This is a genomic window from Flavobacterium sp. MMLR14_040 (genome assembly GCF_033657265.1).
In the GTDB taxonomy this organism is placed as follows: domain Bacteria; phylum Bacteroidota; class Bacteroidia; order Flavobacteriales; family Flavobacteriaceae; genus Flavobacterium.
The window spans coordinates 25634-46372 of record NZ_JAWVWO010000031.1 but is presented as its reverse complement, the minus strand read 5'-3'; the positions used below and the strand labels follow the sequence as shown (position 1 = coordinate 46372).

Below are 20739 nucleotides of genomic sequence, written 5' to 3'. Positions count from 1 at the left end.
GTTTGACAAAACTAAACTAACTAACTCACATTTCTCTAAAACCATAGTTTCAAGTGATGAATTTGAAATTATGAAATTTAAAAATGAAAATTTATTAAAACGATCCGCAGATATTTCCGCCTAAAGTTGGTCCTGCATTTGCAGAAACATCAGCTTTAACAGCAGTCTTAGCAAGTTTTACAATCGTGTACGGAGGTGTAAAAGCAGTTTTGCTTCCTCCAGCCTGATTTCCAGATGTACTTGTAAAAACATTATCAGCTGCTGTAACAGCTGTATAACCTGTCATTAAATCGATAGGAGTTTTTACACCTTCAAAAACGTTTGATTCTACACGAATATCAGCTTCAAAACCAGCAGCGATACATTTATTGCTCACAGTACTATTGAAGAAACTGTTTACGATATGCACTTTTCCAAAACGAACTCTTGGCATTCTTTCCTTACATCCCGGAGCCCACCAGCAACGAGCGAAAGTAATTCTTAGTTTTCCACGATCTCCCGTAGCACCGTCGCTTGAACCAATTAAGTTAGAATATCTGTGATCATCTGATCCTCCTGAACCTCCTGCTTTTGGTGGTTTTAGGTAGTGAAATTTAGAATAAGTAACCGAAATATAATCTGATTTGTTTTTGATGTCAAAATTTCCGTCTACACCGTCTCTGAATTCGCAGTGGTCAACCCATACATTTGTACATTCGTCAAGAATGGCATTATCCCAACCGTCAGTATCATATGCACCAGGACCTTCAAAAATAAGATTTCTGATGATGATGTTTTTACATCTTTTGATGTTAATGATTCCCGAAGCATCTTTGGTTTGATTAGTCGAAACCAATTTTGCACCGTTGGCACCATAAATAGTTTTACCGGTTTGATCCTGAAACGACAATCTGGTTGTAACAGTAATAGTTCCGCTAACTTTAATAACCTTTACAGAACTGCTTTCGATAGCTGATTTCAATTGAGCATAAGTAGTAACAGTTGTTTCAGCAGCACTTCCACCACCTGTTGTTCCACCGTTTTGGGAAGCCCATCCCGGAACTTCTGCGCAATTTCCAATTTTTGCTGTCATATTACCCGAAGCAGGTGTAGTTTCAACAACAGCGCTTGCATCAGTTGATGAAGCAATTTCCTCGGTATTACAACTTGTAAAACCGAAAGTAAGTGCCAATACCAAGACTGACAAATTTAATTTTAATTTCATAATAATTTAAGTTTGGGTTTTTTTGTTAAAATATTTAACAGTACAAATCTGCTTATAATAATTCTTAAAAAAGTTGAACAAGTTCAATGTTTTGTAAAAATTTTTGGATAAAATATTTTTTTAACAATTGTTAAGAGACAAAAAAAATTAAATAAAGTACTTTTACGTAATCGATTACATCTTTTTAATTCATTCAAATACTTACGCCCCCAAGTAAGAATAAAAGTAAAAACACATGTACAAAGCCCTCAGATTAAACATTGAACGTAAAATTAACTTAACCGACGAAGAATGGAAATGCATAGTAGAAAAAGCCGAGTTTATAAAACTGAAAAAAAATGAATTCCTCCAAATTCAGGACTCCAACAGTTCTTATGAAGGATTTATTTTGAAAGGTTCTTTTAAAACCTACATTATAAATGACAGCGGAGCCGAAAGTGTCATTTTCTTTTCTTTTGAAAACGAATGGATGTGCGACCTCGAAAGTTTCTATCATCAAAAGCCTACAACCTACAATATCAAGGCCATAGAAGATAGCGAGATTTTGGTAATTAGTAAAGCCAACAAAACACTGTTGTTTGAGCAAGTGCCAAAGCTGGTACAGTTTCATATTATTATGGTAGAAAAAGCCAACATCAATATTCAGCAAAGACTTTTAGATGTTTTAAACAAAACCTCAAAACAACGGTATTTGGAGTTTGTAGAAAGATATTCGCATAAGATTGATAAAATCAACAATAAAAATTTATCATCCTATTTAGGTGTTTCACACGAATTTCTGTCAAAGATTAAGAAAAGATGCTGAAGAAAGTTACTAAGGTACTGAGATGCTAAGGTGCTAAGTTTTTCTGTAGAGGTGCATAGTAGTGCGTCTAAAATCTCGCAAAGACGCAAAGTCGCAAAGAAATTAAACTTGGCGCCTCTGCATCTTTGCAAGTATATTGCACACCAGCTTTAAAAAAAACTTAGTGCCTTAGTGTCTTCGTGGCAAAAAATTAAACGCACTTCTCTAAATATATAAACTCCAAAGGCTTATCAGAAACATTAATATGAATATCGCTGGAAGGAAAAGCTTCTCTTGCTCCCGTATCAACATAACCGTGACGTTTGTACCACGCGATAAGTTCTGCACGAACCGAAACAACCGTCATGATAATACTTGACAATCCCAGGGTTTTAGCATGTTTTTCGCCTTCGGCCAATAGCTTTTTACCGATTCCGCTATTTTGTAATTCAGGCGAAACAGTAAGCATTCCCAAATACAATTGATGTTCTTTCTCTACCAATAAAACCGAACCGATAATTTGATCGTTCTCGGTATATTTCAGAAATGTATTTTTAGGATCCTGAATCATTTCCGTTAATTCTTCTTCCGTTGTTCTTTTTCCTTCTAATAAATGAGCTTCTGTTGTCCAGCCTTTTTTTGAAGTTTCGCCTCTGTATGCGGAGTTGATTAAAATGTTTAATGCCGGGATATCTTGTAATGTTGCTTTTGTAATCATGAAATTTTTATGCGATAATTATAGTTTAAAGTTTTTTGTTCTTTTCAACTCGAAATTTGAATTGACTCCTGCTTTAGCTGGAGGAACAAAATTATAATATTTATGATTGTCTTTAGCTAAAACTAAAGTGATTCTAATGTTCCATAAAGACATTCATTCGAAAAGTGAAGCATTATATTTTCCTTTTTTGGGTTTTCAATAACTAATAACTCATACCGTTCCAGATCGTATGGTTTCTCATTAATTTTAATAACGGTTGTATGTAAAGAAAATAAAAGTACTATTTGAGAATTACAATTCTGATTGCTATTTGTTATTTGCAGTTTGTGATGGCCAATTTTTTCAGAAACCATCCAATTAAAATCAGTACCTTTTGTATAAGAAGTCACTTCATCATCCGAATTAAATTCCATGATTTCAAATTTCTCATAGCTTTTTTTTTCTTTGTTAACCTCAATATCTAAGCTGTTATCAAGCATAACCAAATAGCGATGATAACCCTTAAATTTGGTAAACTCCGAAGGCACTTTTTCTATTGTAGCACTGCTTATTCTGAATACAAAATCTCTATCGCTATAGTTTGCTGTTTCCGGATATATCATGTATTCATATGTCAATCCACCATTCCAAATAGAGGCTGTGCAATCTTTTTTAGGAAAAAGGCGTATGTTCATTTTTTATTATTTTTAAAATGAATGTTGGGATTTGGGAAGTTTTTTCTGTTTGGGTTCACGAGCGGGACGCTCGCGCCAGCTGTGGGACCTTCACAAAAGGTCTCTTTTTTTATAATAGCCTTTTTAACGAATAACTGTTTTAGACATACTTTTTGTATTCTTCTTTGATGACAAATTCCAATGTTGTGATTTTGAAATGAATGATTCTAGTTCTTGAAATTTGCTGTAATAGTAATTGTAATGAGCTTTGTCAGGAGACTCAATTAAATCCTCAATTATTGAAATTAATTTTTTATTTACTTGAAATAATCTATAAATATACACAACATCTAAATTATCAATCTTTGTGGTCAAATCGATATTTAGCGCAGTGTTTTTACTGTTCAAAGCAACTGTAATCTGACCGTGTGCAATTTTGTTTCTAATAATACTTGGGTCTACAATATATTTAAGTACAATTCTTTTTAATTCTAGACTTTTATTTGGAATTTCAGAACCTTTGGAGAATGTATTGAATTTTAAGAAAGCTAGTTCTATTGTTTTATACCATTTCTCTTGAATACTTGCCTGTTTAAGAATTTCATCTATATATTTTTGTTCAAAACCATAAGGAGTTAATATCATTTTCATGAAACTTGATTCTGAATAAGTTGAATATAAGAGAGCATATAATTTTGTTTGAACGTTAAGAGTATTTGTTTTATTCTCTTTAATTGCTCTATTTATTGTTCTTCTTATTTCATTTTCTGCAGTAAGATAATCAGTAGTATTTACAACATATGCTTTGTAAAAATCTAGGGTGTTTGGGTCTGGCATATTTTATTTAATTAGCTGATTTGCCAGTTTATGAAATCTAAAAAAAGTAGTATCTCATAAACCGGCAGGAATCGAACCTACGACCTCTTGATTTCTCAAGCGCTCTAACCTTGCTGAGCTACGATTGCGTTGTAAATATAAAAATATATTTTGAATATCTACTATTTTTTTAAGCTTACCATTAACGCTTTGTTACTGCAATTGCTAGGGTGAGTGTCCCGCTGGTGGTGTGTAGAATACGTTTTGAATTTATTTGTGTTAACGATCGGTATGATTACGATAGAAAGTGATGTATTAGAATGAAAAGAATCTTATTAAGATCTCTTTTTTATTCTTTTCTAGACTTTATTTTAAATCAAGTTTCTGAATATAATTTTCAATATAAGATGGTTGATTTTTAAAATTAGTCTGATCAAATTTTCTTGCAACAAAGAGAGAGAAAGAAATAGAAGTATTAAGATACTTCTGCCTAAATTCTTCCTTACTTTTAATAATAGTTGGTCTTATAAATTCAAAATATTTGTTAATCATTATTTCTAATCCGTACTCTCCTCTCTTTCTAAAATGCTCTTGATATAAAATTAAAGTATCAATATTAATAATAACAAGATCATTTATTTTAAAAATTTCTTTAGCACTAAAGTTTTTTCTAAGTTCATTTTTAAACCAAATGTTTATTAGTCGATTCAATTCAGGAGTATCAAACTGTCTATCATGAACAACCAATATTGGGAAGATATTTAAAAATTCTACTTTATATTTATTGTCTATTTTTTCATAATAAATATTAAATAACCTTTTTACATTTTCAATTATTTGCAATATTGCTTTTTTTTGAATATCGTGTTTTAAAAACTTCTCCTTTAAAGATTCTGATAAAATAGAAAAATCTCTTGATTGTTTTACTTCACCTCTTAAGATTACATCTTTACTTTCAAATAAAAATATTTTATTTTTAAATCTTACATAATAGTCAGGTTCTGCTGAATATCCATTTTTTTTAAAATCTTCTCCTTTAAATTTAATCCATTTATTACTACCGGGGAAGCATTTATCTAAAGTGTTATATAATAATACCTGTTCAGAAAAATGATCACAATAAATTGATCGAAAATCTTTTATTCGTAATTCTTTGGGCAAACTTCCATTGATTTTTAAACTGAATTCAAAAACAACACTTTTAAAAATTCGTTCAACTAAAAATAATTTACTTAGAATAATAAATGTTTTTTCGTCAATTTTTAAAATTGGGTTACTTCTCAAACCTACAAAATCAGGTGATTCATTATAATCAATTGGAACTGTAAATAAATTTATAAAGTTTGAATTTATTTCAAAATCATGATCATCTTCAAGTCGAATTTCTGAGTAGGTTTCATTGTTATGATTTATAACGGGTATTATCAGATTTAATAAATTTGTTACCCATTCTTTCCAGGTGTTACATTTATAAGTTGAAAGGAATAAAGAAAGATGGGGAGCAAGTTTTGGATCATTTTCAATAAACTGAAAAAAATCTATAGCCTTTATAAATTGAGATAAAAAAACTTCGTTTAGAATATAATTTTGGAGATCATGATTATGATATGTCATTATTAGTAAAGACGCGCTTAGGTGTTCATCAGATCCATCTTGTGGCAACTTATTTTTTCCTGCTTCTTCAATTTTATCCTGTTCAGAATTTAATAGAAGATATGCTTTAAAAATCCGTAACTCAAATTCATCCGTATCAATAATTACCTCTGTTTGTGTATCTTTTTCATATATATATGTCAATAATTTTAGACTGCTGAAAATGTTTAAAATAGTTGTGTTTGCTGGAGTTCTTGGGATCAAATTTAATTTATGCAAAGGATTTCTAAACCAATTATTTATTGTTTCAATAGAATCCTTTTCTGTTCTGGATTTGTTTGTTATGAAACTTACAGCTCTTAATAAATCCAATTTATTTAAAGGTTCTATTAAATTTTGAATATTATCATTTTCATTGAAGAAGTTTTCGTAGTTTAATCGAAGTCTCATTTCCATAATTTTTTAAATAAATTGGTTATAAAATTTAAGATAGATTTTAATTAATAATTATTTGTGAATCTTATATTCATAAAAGAATAAAGCCACAAATTACAGTTTTAAAATGTTGTAATCTGTGGCTTTAAATTTTTTATAAAATATTGAAACTATCCCAAAAACGCCTTCAACTCCTCATAAGTCCCAATCTTCACACTAACTTTCTCCTCATTCATAACACTTTCAATTTGTTCCGGAATAGGAAGGGTAATTCCCAAAGCAGGTTCAACCACATCAAGGAATTTAATAGGGTGCGCCGTTTCTAAGAAAATACCAATTGTATTATCGTGTTTTTGCAATTCTTTTTTCAAACCTAAATAACCAACAGCACCGTGCGGTTCTGCGATGTAACCGTCAGCTTTATAAATGTTTTTTAAAGCCTCTAGCGTTTCTTCATCGGTATAACTGTACGATGAAAAATCTTTTTCGAAAGCTTTTAAATCGTTGTTATATAATTCCTGAATTCTAATAAAGTTACTTGGGTTTCCAACGTCCATTGCGTTAGAAATTGTCGCTTTAGAAGGTTTTGGATCGTATTTTCCGTTTTCTAAAAATCTTGGTACCGTGTCGTTTACGTTTGTAGACGCAACGAAATGCTCAATTTGCAAACCTAATTTCTTACCCATAATTCCGGCGCAGATATTCCCGAAATTCCCACTTGGGCAAGAGAAAACCAACGGTTTATTTTGGCTTTTCAACGCTTTGTAAGCAAAGAAAAAATAGAACATTTGCGGCAGCCAGCGCGCAATATTAATAGAATTCGCCGAAGTCAGGTTTTTATGCGCCAGAGTTTCATCTAAAAAGGCTTTTTTTACCATATCCTGGCAATCATCAAAAACACCGTCAACTTCAAGCGCTTTAATGTTTTGTCCTAAAGTAGTCAATTGTTTTTCCTGAATATCGCTCACTTTTCCCGACGGATATAAAATCACAACGTCAACACCGTCAACGCCAAGGAATCCACTTGCAACCGCACCGCCCGTATCGCCCGAAGTTGCTACTAAAACAGTATTTTTGCTGTCTTTTTTATCTTTATTAAAATACGCCAGACAACGTGACATAAAGCGCGCTCCAACGTCTTTAAAAGCCATTGTTGGCCCGTGAAATAATTCTAATGAATAAATGCCTTTTTCGACTTCCACAACCGGAAAATCAAAACATAAAGTTTCGGCAATTATTTCTTTTAATTTCTCTGCCGGAATTTCATCTCCAACAAATTGCTGAATCGCTTCAAAAGCTATTTCTTCGTGGCTTAAACTTTCAATTTTATCAAAAAAAGAAGGATTTAAAGCCGTAATATTTTCCGGAAAATATAATCCTTTATCGCTCGCTAATCCTTGTATTACAGCTTCCTGAAACGAAACTTTTGGGGCATTATGGTTTAAACTATAGTATTTCATTGCTTATTTTAGATTTTAGACTTTAGATTTTAGAAAAAAGAGAATAGAGTATAGAGTATAGAAAATAGACTTCTTCACAATCAAATTCAAATTTTTTTATCCCGAGGCTTCGGGACCAAATTCCAATAATTATTATTCGGTTTTTTTGTCATTTCGACGGAGGAGAAATCTCCGCAAGTAGCTCCGCAATCAAAATCGCCAATCTTTGTCGAGCTACTTGCGGAGATTTCTCGTTCCTCGAAATGACAAACTTTGAGGATATGTTTTTGTGTCTATACTTTGCGGGACTTCGACTTCGCTAAGTCTGACAACGTGATGTTATTTTTAATCCAATTTGTGTAAATTCGTGAAATTCGTGTTATGATATCCTAACCCCATCAGGATTAATTTTTGAAACGTGAATTTCATAAGGCAAATTCATCTTTTCATAAACGTCGCTCATGGCTTTGGCGATTTGTTCGGCGGTATTTTTTCCTCTGCTTAAAGCAAAAATCGACGGACCAGAACCTGAAATTCCGGAACCTAAAGCACCGTTCTCCAAAGCCGTTTGTTTGATCAAATCAAAACCCGGAATCAAAACACTTCGTAAAGGTTCTACGATTTCGTCATGAAGCGAACGCCCAATCAAATCGTAATCTTTGGTGTATAAACCGGCAATTAATCCGCCCACATTTCCCCATTGCATAATCGCGCTTTTTAGGGAAACCGTTTGTTTCAATACCGAACGTGCATCCGATGTTTTCAGCTCAATTTGTGGATGAACCACTGTCGCAAACAATTCCTCCGGACTATCAATTCTGATAATATCAAGCGGAGCATAACTTCTTACCAAAGTAAATCCGCCTAAAAGGGCAGGGGCAACGTTGTCGGCATGAGCATTTCCACTGGCTAATTTCTCGCCTTGCATCGCAAACTGAACCAAATCTTTACGAGAATAAGGTTTTCCTAATAATTCATTAATCCCGAAAACGGCTCCGGCAGAACTTGCAGCGCTGCTTCCAATTCCGCTTCCGGCTTTGATGTTTTTATAGATCTCGATTTCAAATCCAAAATCAATCGGATTAAAATGGCTTTCATAGGCTTCTAACATTGCCAAGGCCGCAACTCCGGAAACGTTTTTCTCTGTTTCCATAGGCAAATCGGCACCGACGATTTTAGTGATACGAACGCCTTTTTGATCTGTTTTTCGAACAATCATTTCATCGCCCGCATTGTCTAAGCAAAGTCCAAGTACGTCAAATCCGCACGAAAGATTGGCAATTGTTGCCGGGCAAAATAGTTTAATTTGTGTCATTTGTTATAGGTTCAAAGTAGCAAAGGCTCAAAGGTTCAGAGGTTTTTGCTACTGAATATTTTTTATTTTAAGGTTCAGGTACAAAGGTTCAAAGCGACATAAGAAAAAACCTTTGAACCTTTGTAACTATGCACCTTTGTACCTCTATATGTTCCCAATGCGAATTACATCCGCAAAAATTCCTGATGCTGTAACTGCAGCTCCGGCTCCGGCGCCTTTGATCAATAACGGCTGATCTACGTAACGATCTGTGTAGAAAAGTACGATATTGTCTTTTCCTTCCAGATTGTAAAACGGATGATCTTTTGGGATAAATTGCAGGCCAACGCTTGCTTTTCCGTTTTCGAATTGTGCTACGTATTTCAATCTTGAGTCTTTCGCTAAAGCTTCTTTATAGATGTTTTCAAAATGTTCAGCGTGTTTGGTTAACGAGGCAAAAAAGTCATCGTTGTTGGTTGTTGCCAGACATTCTGCAGGCAGGAACGATTCGTTTTCGATGGCGTCAATATCCATTTCGTAACCGCTTTCGCGAATTAAGATCAGGATTTTACGTGCAACGTCGATTCCGCTTAAGTCAATTTTCGGGTCCGGTTCTGTAAATCCCTGAACTCCGGCTTCTTTTACAACATCGTGAAAAGAATTTTTCTCATCAAAATTATTGAAAATGAAGTTTAAACTTCCCGATAAAACCGCCTGAATTTTATGCACTTTATCGCCAGACGCAATTAAGTTTTTAACGGTATCAATAATGGGTAATCCCGCACCAACATTCGTTTCAAACAAAAACGGAGCGTTGTATTGACGAGATAAACTTTTTAGTTTTTTATAATTGTCGTAAGCAGATGAACACGCAATTTTATTGCAAGTTACAACCGCAATACTTTGTTTCAGGAATTGCTCGTAAGTTTCAGAAACCGTCGCATTTGCCGTAATATCCACAAAAATACTGTTACGTAAATTCAGTTCTTTGGCGCGTTCGATAAAAGATTCTTTGTTGGCAGGTTCACCTTTATCTAAATCGGCTTGCCATTCTTTTAACGAAATTCCATCTTCATCAAAAAGCATTTTTCTGGAGTTGGATAAAGCAATTACGCGAACATTGATCTTTAAATTATCTTTTAAGAATTTCTTTTGAGTATGAATTTGTTCAATGAATTTTTCACCAACATTTCCAACGCCCATTACAAACAAATTCAGCTGTTTGGTGTTTTCTTCAAAGAAGTTTTCGTGTAAAGTATTCAGCGCTTTTTTAACGTCTCTTTCGTTGATTACAGTTGAAATATTACGTTCAGATGCACCTTGCGCAATGGCACGAATATTTACGTTGTTTTTTCCTAAAGTACTGAACATTCTTCCACTTAAACCCTGGTGATTTTTCATGTTTTCACCCACCAAAGCGATAATACAAAGATCTTTTTCGACAATTGCCGGATCAATTTTGTTTTGAAGAATCTCCACTTCAAAAGCTCTGTTAATCGCGGCTTCGGCATTTTCAGCATCAGAATTTAAAATTCCGATACAAATCGAATGCTCAGAAGAAGCCTGAGTAATAAAAATGACATTGATTTTTTCCTGAGACAATACTTCAAATAAACGTCTCGACGAACCTGCAACTCCAATCATTCCGGGACCTTCAAGTGTTACAAGCGAAATATTATCGATATGGCTGATTCCTTTTACCACAGTATCTTTTGATGAAACATGACTGGAAATTAAAGTTCCTTCGGCTTCTGGTTCAAAAGTATTTTTGATTAAAATGGGAATATTTTTTCTTAAAACGGGCTGAATAGTTGGCGGATACAAAACCTTCGCACCAAAATGCGATAATTCCATCGCTTCCTGATACGAAATTGCAGCAATTGGCTGTGCTTGTTTTACGATTTTTGGATTGGCAGTAAACATTCCGTTTACATCTGTCCAGATTTCAAGTTGGTCCGCATCAAGCGCTCCGGCGATAATAGCGGCAGTATAATCAGAACCTCCACGGCCAAGAGTCGTTGTGATTCCGTCAAGAGTTAAGGCGATAAAACCCGGTAAAATATTGATTTGTGATTCATTTTGACTGAAATATTCCTGAATCAACTGGTTTGAAATTTCGAAGTTTACGGCTGCTTTTCCAAAATCAGCATTTGTTTTGATGATTTCGCGGCTGTCTTTGTAAACCACATTTTTATTGATTTGCTGATACGCCTGCGCAATAATGTAAGACGAAAGCAATTCTCCAAAACTCAAAATTGTATCGGCTGTTCTTGGAGATAATTCGCCTAATAAAAAACATCCGTCTAATAAAGTTTCTAAGTGGTTGATGATTCTTTTTACATGACTTAGCAAACTGCTTTGTTCACTTACGGGAATCAATTCTTTAAGCGTGTCAAGGTGTTTTTTCTCGATTTCGGCAACAATTTCTCTAAAGCTTTCGTCGTTTGCTGCAGCTTTTGCAGCGGCTAATTGCAATAAATCGGTGACTTTGCTTAAAGCAGAAACTACTACAACTAATTTATCCTGTTTAGATTTTTGATTTATAATTTCGAGAACGAGTTTTATATTTTGAGCATTGGCAACCGAAGTTCCGCCAAATTTTAATACTTTCATTTTGATGTTTTTTAATAAGGTGCAAAGATTTTGAGTAACAAAGGTTCAAAGGTGATCAACTGTGAACTGAAACTGAAAACTGTGACTATTTTTTTTCTTTTTAAATGTTTTTTATGTATCCAATGCCTTTCTTCTTTCATGAAAAAAGTATAGATAACCAGGATTATATGTAAAATGTATACCCCTAAGGGGTAGTTGTTGTAGTAGAAGTAATTGTAGCAGCAATTGCAACTCTTGTTTGAGTTGTCATTGTAGATTGATATTTAATGCTGTTACTTTTCATTTTTGATTTTTCAAAAGTACAGCTTTTTATAAAAGTTAAAAATCTTTATTTCCTTTTTGCGAATATTTTAATATTTCCAAAAGATCAATTTCAATATTGAGCATTTGTTAAGATTCGATCTTCAAAGTTGTCTTATTCGTATATTTAATATGCTTTTGATGATATAATTAGTGATTAGGAACTGATTTATTTGTTTTGAAAACAAGAAAAACACATAATTTAGTCTATATGTTAAATAGGAATCTTTTTTTTGAAATTTAAGTTTCACAGGGCAAAATCAAGAAGCAGACCGTTTTAATACCAATTTTGATTATGAAATAGGCAAAAGGAATAAACTGAAATTGTTTAAATTTTAATTATTATGAACAAATGTTGCTTTTTAATATTGATTTGCTGAATTTTGATGCCTTAAAATAAATATTACCATGAGAGAAGTCCATTATATAAGTACTGAAACATTGACTTTGGAAAATTTACAAAAGATCATTGTAAACCAAAAGATGCTTGAATTATCTGAAGAAGCAAAAGTAAATGTTCAGAAATGCCGTGATTATTTAGATAAAAAAATGGCTTCACATTCAGAACCTATTTACGGAATCAATACTGGTTTTGGCTCACTTTATAGTGTGAAAATCTCAAATGAAAATTTATCAAAACTTCAGGAGAATTTAGTGAAATCACACGCTTGCGGAACAGGAGAAGAAGTTCCTGCCGAGATTGTAAAAATGATGCTGTTTCTTAAAATTCAGTCTTTAAGTTACGGACATTCAGGGATTCAACTGCAAACTGTAAATCGTTTGGTTGATTTTTATAATAATGATATTCTGCCTGTAATATATACACAAGGTTCTCTTGGTGCATCCGGAGATTTAGCTCCTTTGGCACATTTATCTTTACCACTATTAGGAGAAGGTGAAGTTTATTTTGAAGGCAAAAAAGTGGCTTCTGCCGAAGTTCTAAAACATTTTAACTGGGAACCAATTGTTTTACAGTCAAAAGAAGGTTTGGCATTATTAAACGGAACTCAATTTATGAGTGCTTATGGAGCTCATATTTTGATAAAAGCATACAAATATTCGTATTTGGCAGATTTAATCGGAACCATTTCTTTGGAAGGTTTTGATGGAAGAATTGAACCTTTTAACGAATTGATTCATTTTATACGTCCTCACAAAGGACAAATTATTACAGCGCAGCGTATTAATGAATTTTTGGATGGAAGCGAAATTATTGCACAGGAGAAAAAACATGTTCAGGATCCGTATTCTTTCCGTTGCATGCCACAGGTTCACGGTGCTTCAAAAGATGCGATTGATTATGTTCGAAAAGTATTCAAAACCGAAATTAATTCGGTAACCGATAATCCTAATATATTTATTGAAGCCGATCAGATTATCTCTGGAGGGAATTTCCACGGACAGCCGTTGGCTTTAGCTTTAGATTTTATGGCAATTGCTTTGGCAGAATTAGGGAGTATTTCTGAAAGAAGAACGTATCAGTTAATTTCGGGATTGCGAAATCTTCCCGCATTTTTGGTAGATAATCCGGGATTAAATTCAGGTTTTATGATTCCGCAATATACTGCTGCAAGTATTGCAAGTCAAAATAAGCAATTGGCTACACCATCTAGTATTGATAGTATTGTTTCGAGCAACGGACAGGAAGATCACGTAAGCATGGGAGCAAACGGAGCTACAAAAGCGCTGCGTGTTATGGATAATTTAGAGCGCATTCTCGCTATCGAATTAATGAATGCTTCGCAGGCAATTGCGTATAGAGAGCCTTTAAAATCGAGTGATTTCATCGAAATGTTTTTAAGCAGTTACAGAGAAGTTGTGCCTTTGGTAAAAGAAGACAGAATCTTACATTATGACATTGAAAAGACGGTTTCGTTTTTGGATAGTTTCCAAATTGAAAACGATTTGTTAACAATGGCTTAACATTACCGAATAATATTGAAGTAATTTTGCACTATCAAAAATATAAAAATGTCAATAAACAGTATTTTCCAATTTTTAGTGCCGAAAGACAAGAAATTCTTTCCACTTTTTGAAGAGGCTTCAAGCAATTTAATTGAATTAGCTTCTAATTTACACGAAGCTGTAAATCTTCCATTGAAAGAAAGAGAAGTTCTTTTTCAAAAAATTGATGAATTAGAGCAAAGAGGAGAAGACATTACACGTCAAACTAATCTTGAATTGAGTAGAAATTTCATTACTCCATTTGATAGAGAGGATATTCACACGCTTATTACTTCTATTGATAACGTTGCCGATTATTTGCACGGTGCGGCGAGCAGAATGAGATTGTATCAGGTTGATAAAATTACAAAATCAATCAGAAAAATGACTGAAATCAACCTTGAAGCTTGTCAAAACATCGACAGCGCTGTAAAAGAGTTGAGCAATTTGAAAAACATGAATATTATTAAGGAGGCTTGCGCCAGAATTAATAAATTGGAAAATAAATCAGATAACGTTTATAACAAAGCAGTTTTTGAAATTTTTGAGAACGAAACAGACGCTAAAAATATTATTAAATATAAAGAAGTGTTATCGGTTTTAGAATCTGCGACAGATAAATGTAAGAGTGTTGCCAACATACTGGAATCTATTTCTGTAAAACATTCTTAATTCAATTTATTTCATTCTGAAGTTATAATTTATGACGCTACTTATAATTATTATAGTATTAGCTTTAATTTTTGATTACATCAATGGTTTTCATGATGCGGCAAATGCTATTGCTACAGTTGTTGCCACAAAGGTATTAACGCCTTTTCAGGCCGTTCTTTGGGCAGCGTTTTTTAACTTTCTGGCGTATTGGGTTTTCGGATTTGGTGTTGCAGATACTGTTGCCAAAACAGCGCACACTATGGAAATCAATCTTGTCGTAATTCTTGCCGGTGTAATTGCAGCTATTTGTTGGAATTTATTAACCTGGTGGTTAGGAATTCCTTCAAGTTCTTCACATACGTTAATTGGTGGTTTTGCAGGAGCAGCTGTTGCTCACGCAATCGCTGTACACGGTTTTTCTGGTTATATTGGTGAAGATGGAGCTACACATTATTGGTATGAAATCGTAAGCTGGTATAAGGCTGGAAAAGATGGTGGAATGCCCTCGGGAGTTATTATCATTATTGCTTTTATTGTTTTAGCACCTTTATTGGGAGCGTTTGCTTCTTATTTAATATCAATCTGGTTATTAAACGCTTCTCGTAAAAGTATTTTTCCAAAAATATTTACTGTGGCTTTAATGATCGCAACTATTTGGGTTGTGAGTAGTTTAATGGTTCCTTATTCAGAAATTGACAAACCTCGTTTTGATTCTCATTTTTGGAGTGTAGCTTTTGATCCGCACAATATTAAATGGTTTTTAGTTGCTTTTATTATCTTAACGGTAAGTGCTTTTTGTTTAATATTCAGTAGCTTAAATCTTCATCAGGCAGATGCTGCTTTGAAAAAGATGCAATTACTTTCTTCTGCTGCTTTTAGTTTAGGTCACGGAGGAAACGATTCTCAAAAAGTAATGGGTATTATTGCTGCCGCTGTAGCCGTTTATATCCATACAAATCCTGGAGTTCATATGGCTTCATGGTTAGACGTTGTTTTGCCAAATGATGATACTGGAGTAAAAGGAGTAATGCCGGGCTGGATTCCGCTAGCTTGTTATTCTGCAATTGCTGCAGGAACTTTAAGCGGAGGATGGAAAATTGTAAAAACAATGGGTTCTAAAATCACAAAAGTAACTTCATTTGAAGGTGTTGCTGCTGAAACTGCCGGAGCTTTAACATTGTATTTTACAGAACACTTAAAAATACCAGTAAGTACAACTCACACGATTACAGGTTCTATCATCGGGGTTGGATTAACAAAACGTGTATCTGCCGTTCGTTGGGGGGTAACTGTAAGTTTGATCTGGGCCTGGATATTAACGATTCCTATTTCGGCTATTTTAGCTGGATTGGTTTACTTTGTTTTAAGTTTATTTATTTCGTAAACAGATGAATGTAAAATGTGAGAGAGTAATTATCACATTTGTCAAAATATATTAAAGCCGCTTTCAATTTTGAAAGCGGTTTTTTTGTTTGCAGAAACATCTTTTTCAATACTTATAAAGTAATATATTTGATACAAATTCAAATTTCATTATGATAGATCAAAAAACTTCAGATCAAATAGAGAGGATAAAAAAGAAGTTGATTATAGCAAAAAATACAGATAAAGGCTTAAAAGTATTTGGTGCTGATAGTCATGAATATATTATTGGTAAAACGGCAGATATTGGCGATATTATACAATTTGAGAGTGATTACAATGTTTCTCTTCCGGATGGTTACAAAACGTTTTTACTGCATATTGGCAATGGTGGAATATCTTATCAGGATTCTGCTGCCGGTCCCGGTTATGGAATATTTCCTCTCGGGAAAAATGTTGAGGAATTTATTTCAGCTAATCCGGAAAAATATTTAAAAGAAGACTGTATGTTAAATCCAGAAATGAGCGATGAATTCTGGAAAGATTTGACAAAAAATATTGATGAAAATGAAAACCTGTCTGACGATGATTTTGATGTTGAATCAGGGAAATTATATTCAGGTGTTTTACCCATTGGCACTCAAGGCTGTACTTATTATTATGGACTTGTTTTAAATGGAGAATTTAAAGGGCGAATCGTGAATATTGATTTAGATCTGCAAAAGCCATTTTTTGTTTTTGAATCCAATTTTCTGGATTGGTACGAACGCTGGCTTGATGAAATTACTTCTGAAAATGAAGCAGAAACAGAGTTATTCAATTATACATTAGGCGGTGCTGTATCGCATATTTTGAGTGTTTATGCTGCTACGGATGACGAAAAGATAAAATTAGAATGTTTATATGGAATCTTAAAAAAGAAAAAAATAGACTCTGGCGAATTGAATTTTCTTGAAGAACAGTATAAATCGGCTACTGGTAAAATTAAAAAAATGCTGCTTCAGGTGCTTGTTAAGTTTGATTATAATCGGGCTTATCCTTATTTGACAGCTTTTGCCAAAGAAGATATTTTGTCTGTGTTTCAGTTTGTGTTTTGGTACGCAAAAAATAAAAGTGCTGATTGGAAAGAATTTATCAAAAACAATATTGAGAGAATAAAAGATGAAGAAACATTTAGATTCGGTACTTATTTACTGAAAGAAATGAAATTCGATTACGGAGCTGTTATGGTTCCATTTGTATATAATGAAAATGAAGAAATAAAAAAGGCTGCTTATTATTCTCTTGGACAATTAGAAAATAAAAGTGATTATGTCGATACTTTTATAGTGGGTTTACAAGATAGCTCAAATTTGGTTATTCATGCGGCGCTACAAGCTGTGAATGGAGTAAAAGATAAAAAACTTTTAGTTTATTATAAGATGATTGCTGAGAAATTCCCGAAAGAGCAGGATTATATTTTATCCAATTTAAATCAAAATCTTAAGTTATTTGGATTGACCACTACAACTATAAAAACTATTAACATTGATGTAATTAATGAAAAGAAATGGTTTGAGTTTTGGAAATAAAAAACGCAGGTTTCAATATTAAATTCCAAATCCCAAAGCGTTGGAATTTGGAATTTTTTATTTGGAATTTTTAAAATATTGGCATTTGAAATGGATTATTAAAATAAGAACTTAAAACACATTGTAAAACATTGTTATTATCATAATCTTTTCCGTTTGAACAAAATGCTATTGCCAGTTTTTCTTTTGGCAAATAAGCCAATACCGATTTAAATCTGTCAACTCCACCCGTGTGACCGTATATTTTTTTATCCTGATAAGGAAATTCAAACATTCCCATACCAAATTTGTCTTTTATGGTTTTCATTTCATTTAAATGTTCTGCAGAAATGATTTTACCCGCAAACAGACTTTCAATAAAAAGATTCAGATCAGTTGGGTTCGAAACAATTCCTCCGGCTCCTTGCGGAATAGACATATCTGTTTCAGTACTTTTTTGCCATTTTCCGGAATAGGTATAAGAATTACATTCTTTGTTGTCTGTGTTTATTTTTCCTCCAAAATAAGTGTTTTTAAGCTTTAGGGGTTTGATTATCTTTTGAGCTAAAATTTCAGAATAGGATTTTTTGTAAATATCTTCAAGAATAAAAGTTAGCAGCACATAATTAGAATTACTGTATTCCCCTTTTGTGTCAGGCTCAAAAGCAATTTCTCCGGAAGCAATTCTCTCAATCATTTTTTCTCTTGACTGATATTGTGTATTCCAATCAAAGTAGCTGTCATCATTAGTAAAATCATGTATGCCGCTTCGATGATTCAATAGATTTGAAATAGTGATTTTGCCGGAATTTTTTATTGTTGGAAAGTATTGATTCATCGTTTGGTTTAAATTGATTTTTTTCTCTTCAATAGCTTTAAAAATCAATGAAGCAGTAAATATTTTCGAAATAGAACCAATTCTGTATTTAGTGTTTATATCTGATTTTTTTGAAGCCTCAACATTTTCATAACCAATAGAGTTTGAATAAATAAGTTTTCCGTTTTCTGAAATCGCAATGCTTCCCATATATTTATTGTTTTTGTCTAAAAGTTGAAATAAACTGTCTAGTCTTTTACTATTTAGATTTTGGGAAAATCCGTTGGTAATAATAAAAGCAAATAAAATCGGGAATAATTTCTTCATTGATTGGTTTAGTTAGTTGGAATTTGAAATTTTTGTACTTGAATTTGTTTTCAGTTTGGAATTTGGAATTTCTAACAGTTATTTTCTAAAATTCTTATGATTGTGCTTTCTTTTATAATGCGTTTGTTTCAGATTCTTTTTGTCTTCAGAAATTACACTGATTGTACCGTCAATTTCGAGCATACAAAGCTTTACATCGGTATAATGTTCTAAACCATGTTCGCGCATCGCTTCTTTCAATTCGTCGTGTGAAATGTCTAATTTGCTTAAGGCTTTAAAGTCAAGTTTTCCATCGTGAATCAGGATTTCAGGTTTATCCAGAAGTAAATCGTTGAGCACTTTGTATTTGTGCGTTAGTTTTTTTATAACAAAATTGATTACAAACAAAACCAAAGCCGCAACCAAACCTCCCCAAAGACTTGTATCCGGTCCAACCATTGCATTTTGAACAGAGTTGCTAATTAGTAAAATCAGAATGATATCGGCAGTATTTAATTGTGAAAGTTCTTTTTTACCGAAAATTCTAATTGCAATTGTCATGAAAAAATAAACAGCGAGACTTCTAAAAACAATGTCTAAATAGGGGTATAGTGTCATTTTTTTTGGATTTATGTTTAAAAAAAGCTTTGTCAAAGTTTTAAACTTTGACAAAGCTAGTATGTGTTTGTGTCATCCCAAGGAACGAGGGATCGCACTAGAAACTCCGCAAAGTAAATCGAAAGCCGTTGTCGAGCTACGAGTGTGATCCCTCGTTCCTCGGGATGACAATATTGGGGCTACTTTGCTTTTATATTATACGAATTGTGATTAACTTATATCAATTTAAAATTCTTCTCAATGGCTTTGATCATTTCTCCGGCAATGTCTTTATTTGTTGCACCTTCAATTCCCTCAAGTCCAGGAGAAGAGTTTACTTCCAGCAATAAAGGTCCTTTTGAAGAACGAATAATATCAACTCCAGCAACCTTTAAATCCATTGCTTTTGCGGCTTTAATGGCAATTTTTTTCTCTTCTGCAGTTACTTTTATAACAGAAGCTGTTCCGCCCAAGTGAATATTCGCTCTGAATTCGCCTGGCATTGCTTCACGCTGAATTGCCGCAACTACTTTTCCGTCAATTACAAAACAACGAATGTCTTTTCCGTTGGCTTCTTTAATGAATTCCTGAACTAAAATGTTTGCATTTAAGCTTTTAAAAGCGTTGATAACACTTTCTGCCGCTTTTTTTGTTTCTGCCAAAACAACACCTTTTCCTTGAGTTCCTTCCAGTAATTTTACGATTAAAGGCGAACCTCCAACCATTTTAATCAAGTTGTCAGTATCTAGAGGAGAATTGGCAAAACCGGTTGTTGGGATGTCAATTCCGCTGTTTAAAAGCAATTGCAATGAGTATAATTTATCTCGCGATTGCGTTATGGCTGTAGCCGAGTTTAAAACGAAAACCTTCAAAGCCTCAAACTGACGTGTTAAAGCACAACCATAAAACGTAATGCTTGGTCGAATTCTCGGAATAATAGCGTCAAATTGATTCAATATTTTTCCGCCTCTGTAATGAATTTCAGGAGTTTTAGCATCCAGTTTCATGTAACATTCTTTGATATTCAAAAAATGCATTTCGTGACCGCGCATTTCGCCGGCTTCCATGATTCTTTTATTGCTGTATAATTCAGGATTACTCGCCAAAAGTCCGATTCGCAAACCAGAACTTGCTTTTTCTGAGTTTTGGTATAATTCTTTTAACGCTTCAGTTGTTGGCTGTCCCAACATGTATTTTTCTTCAGGATCAACCAATACACGTCCGCTCATGGCTTCGCGTCCTAAAAGCATGCGAAAACCCATTGAGTCACGATTGGTCAAAGTCATTTCGATTGGCCATTTTGCATCGCCAATTTTTAAGTTGGTTTGAATAACATAACGATGTTCTCTAAAACCGCTTGAACTTTTTACAATTCGTTTGTCAACCAGCGGAGCTTCACAATGAATAATGGTTTTGATATTATTCTGAATAGGGTTAATGTCGAATTTTACCCAATTGGCATCATTTTTTATAAAAGGAGCTATGTTTATGGCGTGCATTGCCGAAGTTTTTGCGCCAGAATCGACGCGAGCCTTGATTGTAGGGATTCCTAGTTCTGGAAATGAGCACCATTCTTCGCTACCTAAAATGACTTTATTTTGAAGCATACGTTATTGTTTGTTATAAAATTTAATATTCAAAAGTAGCTATTTGCTTTTAA

General features: G+C 33.5%; 16 protein-coding genes. 5 read left to right on the top strand and 11 right to left on the bottom strand.

Features of this window, described 5'->3' with window-relative positions; all coding sequences use genetic code 11:
• Positions 1–94: 94 nt before the first annotated feature.
• Positions 95–1204 (bottom strand): pectate lyase-like adhesive domain-containing protein, encoded by a 1110-nt coding sequence (locus SD960_RS23005; RefSeq protein ID WP_318806217.1) that lies wholly within the window; start codon positions 1202–1204, stop codon positions 95–97.
• 235 nt (positions 1205–1439) lie between these two features.
• Here SD960_RS23005 and SD960_RS23000 point away from each other — a divergent pair, with 235 nt between their 5' ends.
• A complete protein-coding gene (locus SD960_RS23000) occupies positions 1440–2009 on the top strand; it encodes a Crp/Fnr family transcriptional regulator (RefSeq protein ID WP_318806216.1) in 570 nt (189 codons plus the stop codon).
• Positions 2010–2199: 190 nt separating this feature from the next.
• Here the strand turns inward: SD960_RS23000 and SD960_RS22995 are convergent, their stop codons facing one another.
• The 7 genes from SD960_RS22995 to thrA all read right to left on the bottom strand — a co-directional run bounded on the left by SD960_RS22995 (position 2200) and on the right by thrA (position 11549).
• Entirely contained in the window at positions 2200–2706 is a 507-nt protein-coding gene (locus SD960_RS22995; protein ID WP_318806215.1) for a GNAT family N-acetyltransferase, read from the bottom strand.
• A gap of 122 nt (positions 2707–2828) precedes the next feature.
• The gene (locus SD960_RS22990) at positions 2829–3380 is read right to left on the bottom strand and encodes a HutD family protein (protein ID WP_318806214.1); all 552 of its coding nucleotides are present in this window, start codon (positions 3378–3380) and stop codon (positions 2829–2831) included.
• A gap of 123 nt (positions 3381–3503) precedes the next feature.
• A complete protein-coding gene (locus tag SD960_RS22985; RefSeq protein ID WP_318806213.1) occupies positions 3504–4196 on the bottom strand; it encodes a hypothetical protein in 693 nt (230 codons plus the stop codon).
• Positions 4197–4541: 345 nt separating this feature from the next.
• Entirely contained in the window at positions 4542–6224 is a 1683-nt protein-coding gene (locus tag SD960_RS22980; RefSeq protein ID WP_318806212.1) for a hypothetical protein, read from the bottom strand.
• Positions 6225–6373: 149 nt separating this feature from the next.
• Positions 6374–7663 (bottom strand): threonine synthase, encoded by a 1290-nt coding sequence (gene thrC, locus SD960_RS22975; RefSeq protein WP_318806211.1) that lies wholly within the window; start codon positions 7661–7663, stop codon positions 6374–6376.
• Positions 7664–8021: 358 nt separating this feature from the next.
• Positions 8022–8957, bottom strand: coding sequence for a homoserine kinase (locus SD960_RS22970; RefSeq protein WP_318806210.1), 936 nt, complete (start codon positions 8955–8957; stop codon positions 8022–8024).
• A gap of 144 nt (positions 8958–9101) precedes the next feature.
• On the bottom strand, positions 9102–11549 hold the full coding sequence (gene thrA, locus SD960_RS22965) for a bifunctional aspartate kinase/homoserine dehydrogenase I (RefSeq protein ID WP_318806209.1): 2448 nt from the start codon (positions 11547–11549) through the stop codon (positions 9102–9104).
• A 708-nt stretch (positions 11550–12257) separates the two neighbouring features.
• On the opposite strand from thrA, the gene hutH reads away from it, so the two are divergent.
• From hutH to SD960_RS22945, 4 genes are all read left to right on the top strand, one after another.
• The gene (hutH, locus tag SD960_RS22960; RefSeq protein ID WP_318806208.1) at positions 12258–13772 is read left to right on the top strand and encodes a histidine ammonia-lyase; all 1515 of its coding nucleotides are present in this window, start codon (positions 12258–12260) and stop codon (positions 13770–13772) included.
• A 48-nt stretch (positions 13773–13820) separates the two neighbouring features.
• On the top strand, positions 13821–14465 hold the full coding sequence (locus SD960_RS22955; protein ID WP_042564245.1) for a DUF47 domain-containing protein: 645 nt from the start codon (positions 13821–13823) through the stop codon (positions 14463–14465).
• Between the two features lie 31 nt (positions 14466–14496).
• Positions 14497–15831: an inorganic phosphate transporter gene (locus tag SD960_RS22950; RefSeq protein ID WP_318806207.1), complete on the top strand. Its 1335-nt coding sequence runs from the start codon at positions 14497–14499 to the stop codon at positions 15829–15831.
• 151 nt (positions 15832–15982) lie between these two features.
• On the top strand, positions 15983–17380 hold the full coding sequence (locus SD960_RS22945; protein WP_318806206.1) for an SMI1/KNR4 family protein: 1398 nt from the start codon (positions 15983–15985) through the stop codon (positions 17378–17380).
• Positions 17381–17450: 70 nt separating this feature from the next.
• Here the strand turns inward: SD960_RS22945 and SD960_RS22940 are convergent, their stop codons facing one another.
• The 3 genes from SD960_RS22940 to rimK all read right to left on the bottom strand — a co-directional run bounded on the left by SD960_RS22940 (position 17451) and on the right by rimK (position 20686).
• Positions 17451–18503 (bottom strand): serine hydrolase domain-containing protein, encoded by a 1053-nt coding sequence (locus SD960_RS22940; RefSeq protein ID WP_318806205.1) that lies wholly within the window; start codon positions 18501–18503, stop codon positions 17451–17453.
• A gap of 78 nt (positions 18504–18581) precedes the next feature.
• Positions 18582–19100: a DUF421 domain-containing protein gene (locus tag SD960_RS22935; protein WP_318806204.1), complete on the bottom strand. Its 519-nt coding sequence runs from the start codon at positions 19098–19100 to the stop codon at positions 18582–18584.
• A 215-nt stretch (positions 19101–19315) separates the two neighbouring features.
• On the bottom strand, positions 19316–20686 hold the full coding sequence (gene rimK, locus SD960_RS22930) for a 30S ribosomal protein S6--L-glutamate ligase (RefSeq protein ID WP_318806203.1): 1371 nt from the start codon (positions 20684–20686) through the stop codon (positions 19316–19318).
• Between the last annotated feature and the right edge of the window lie 53 nt (positions 20687–20739).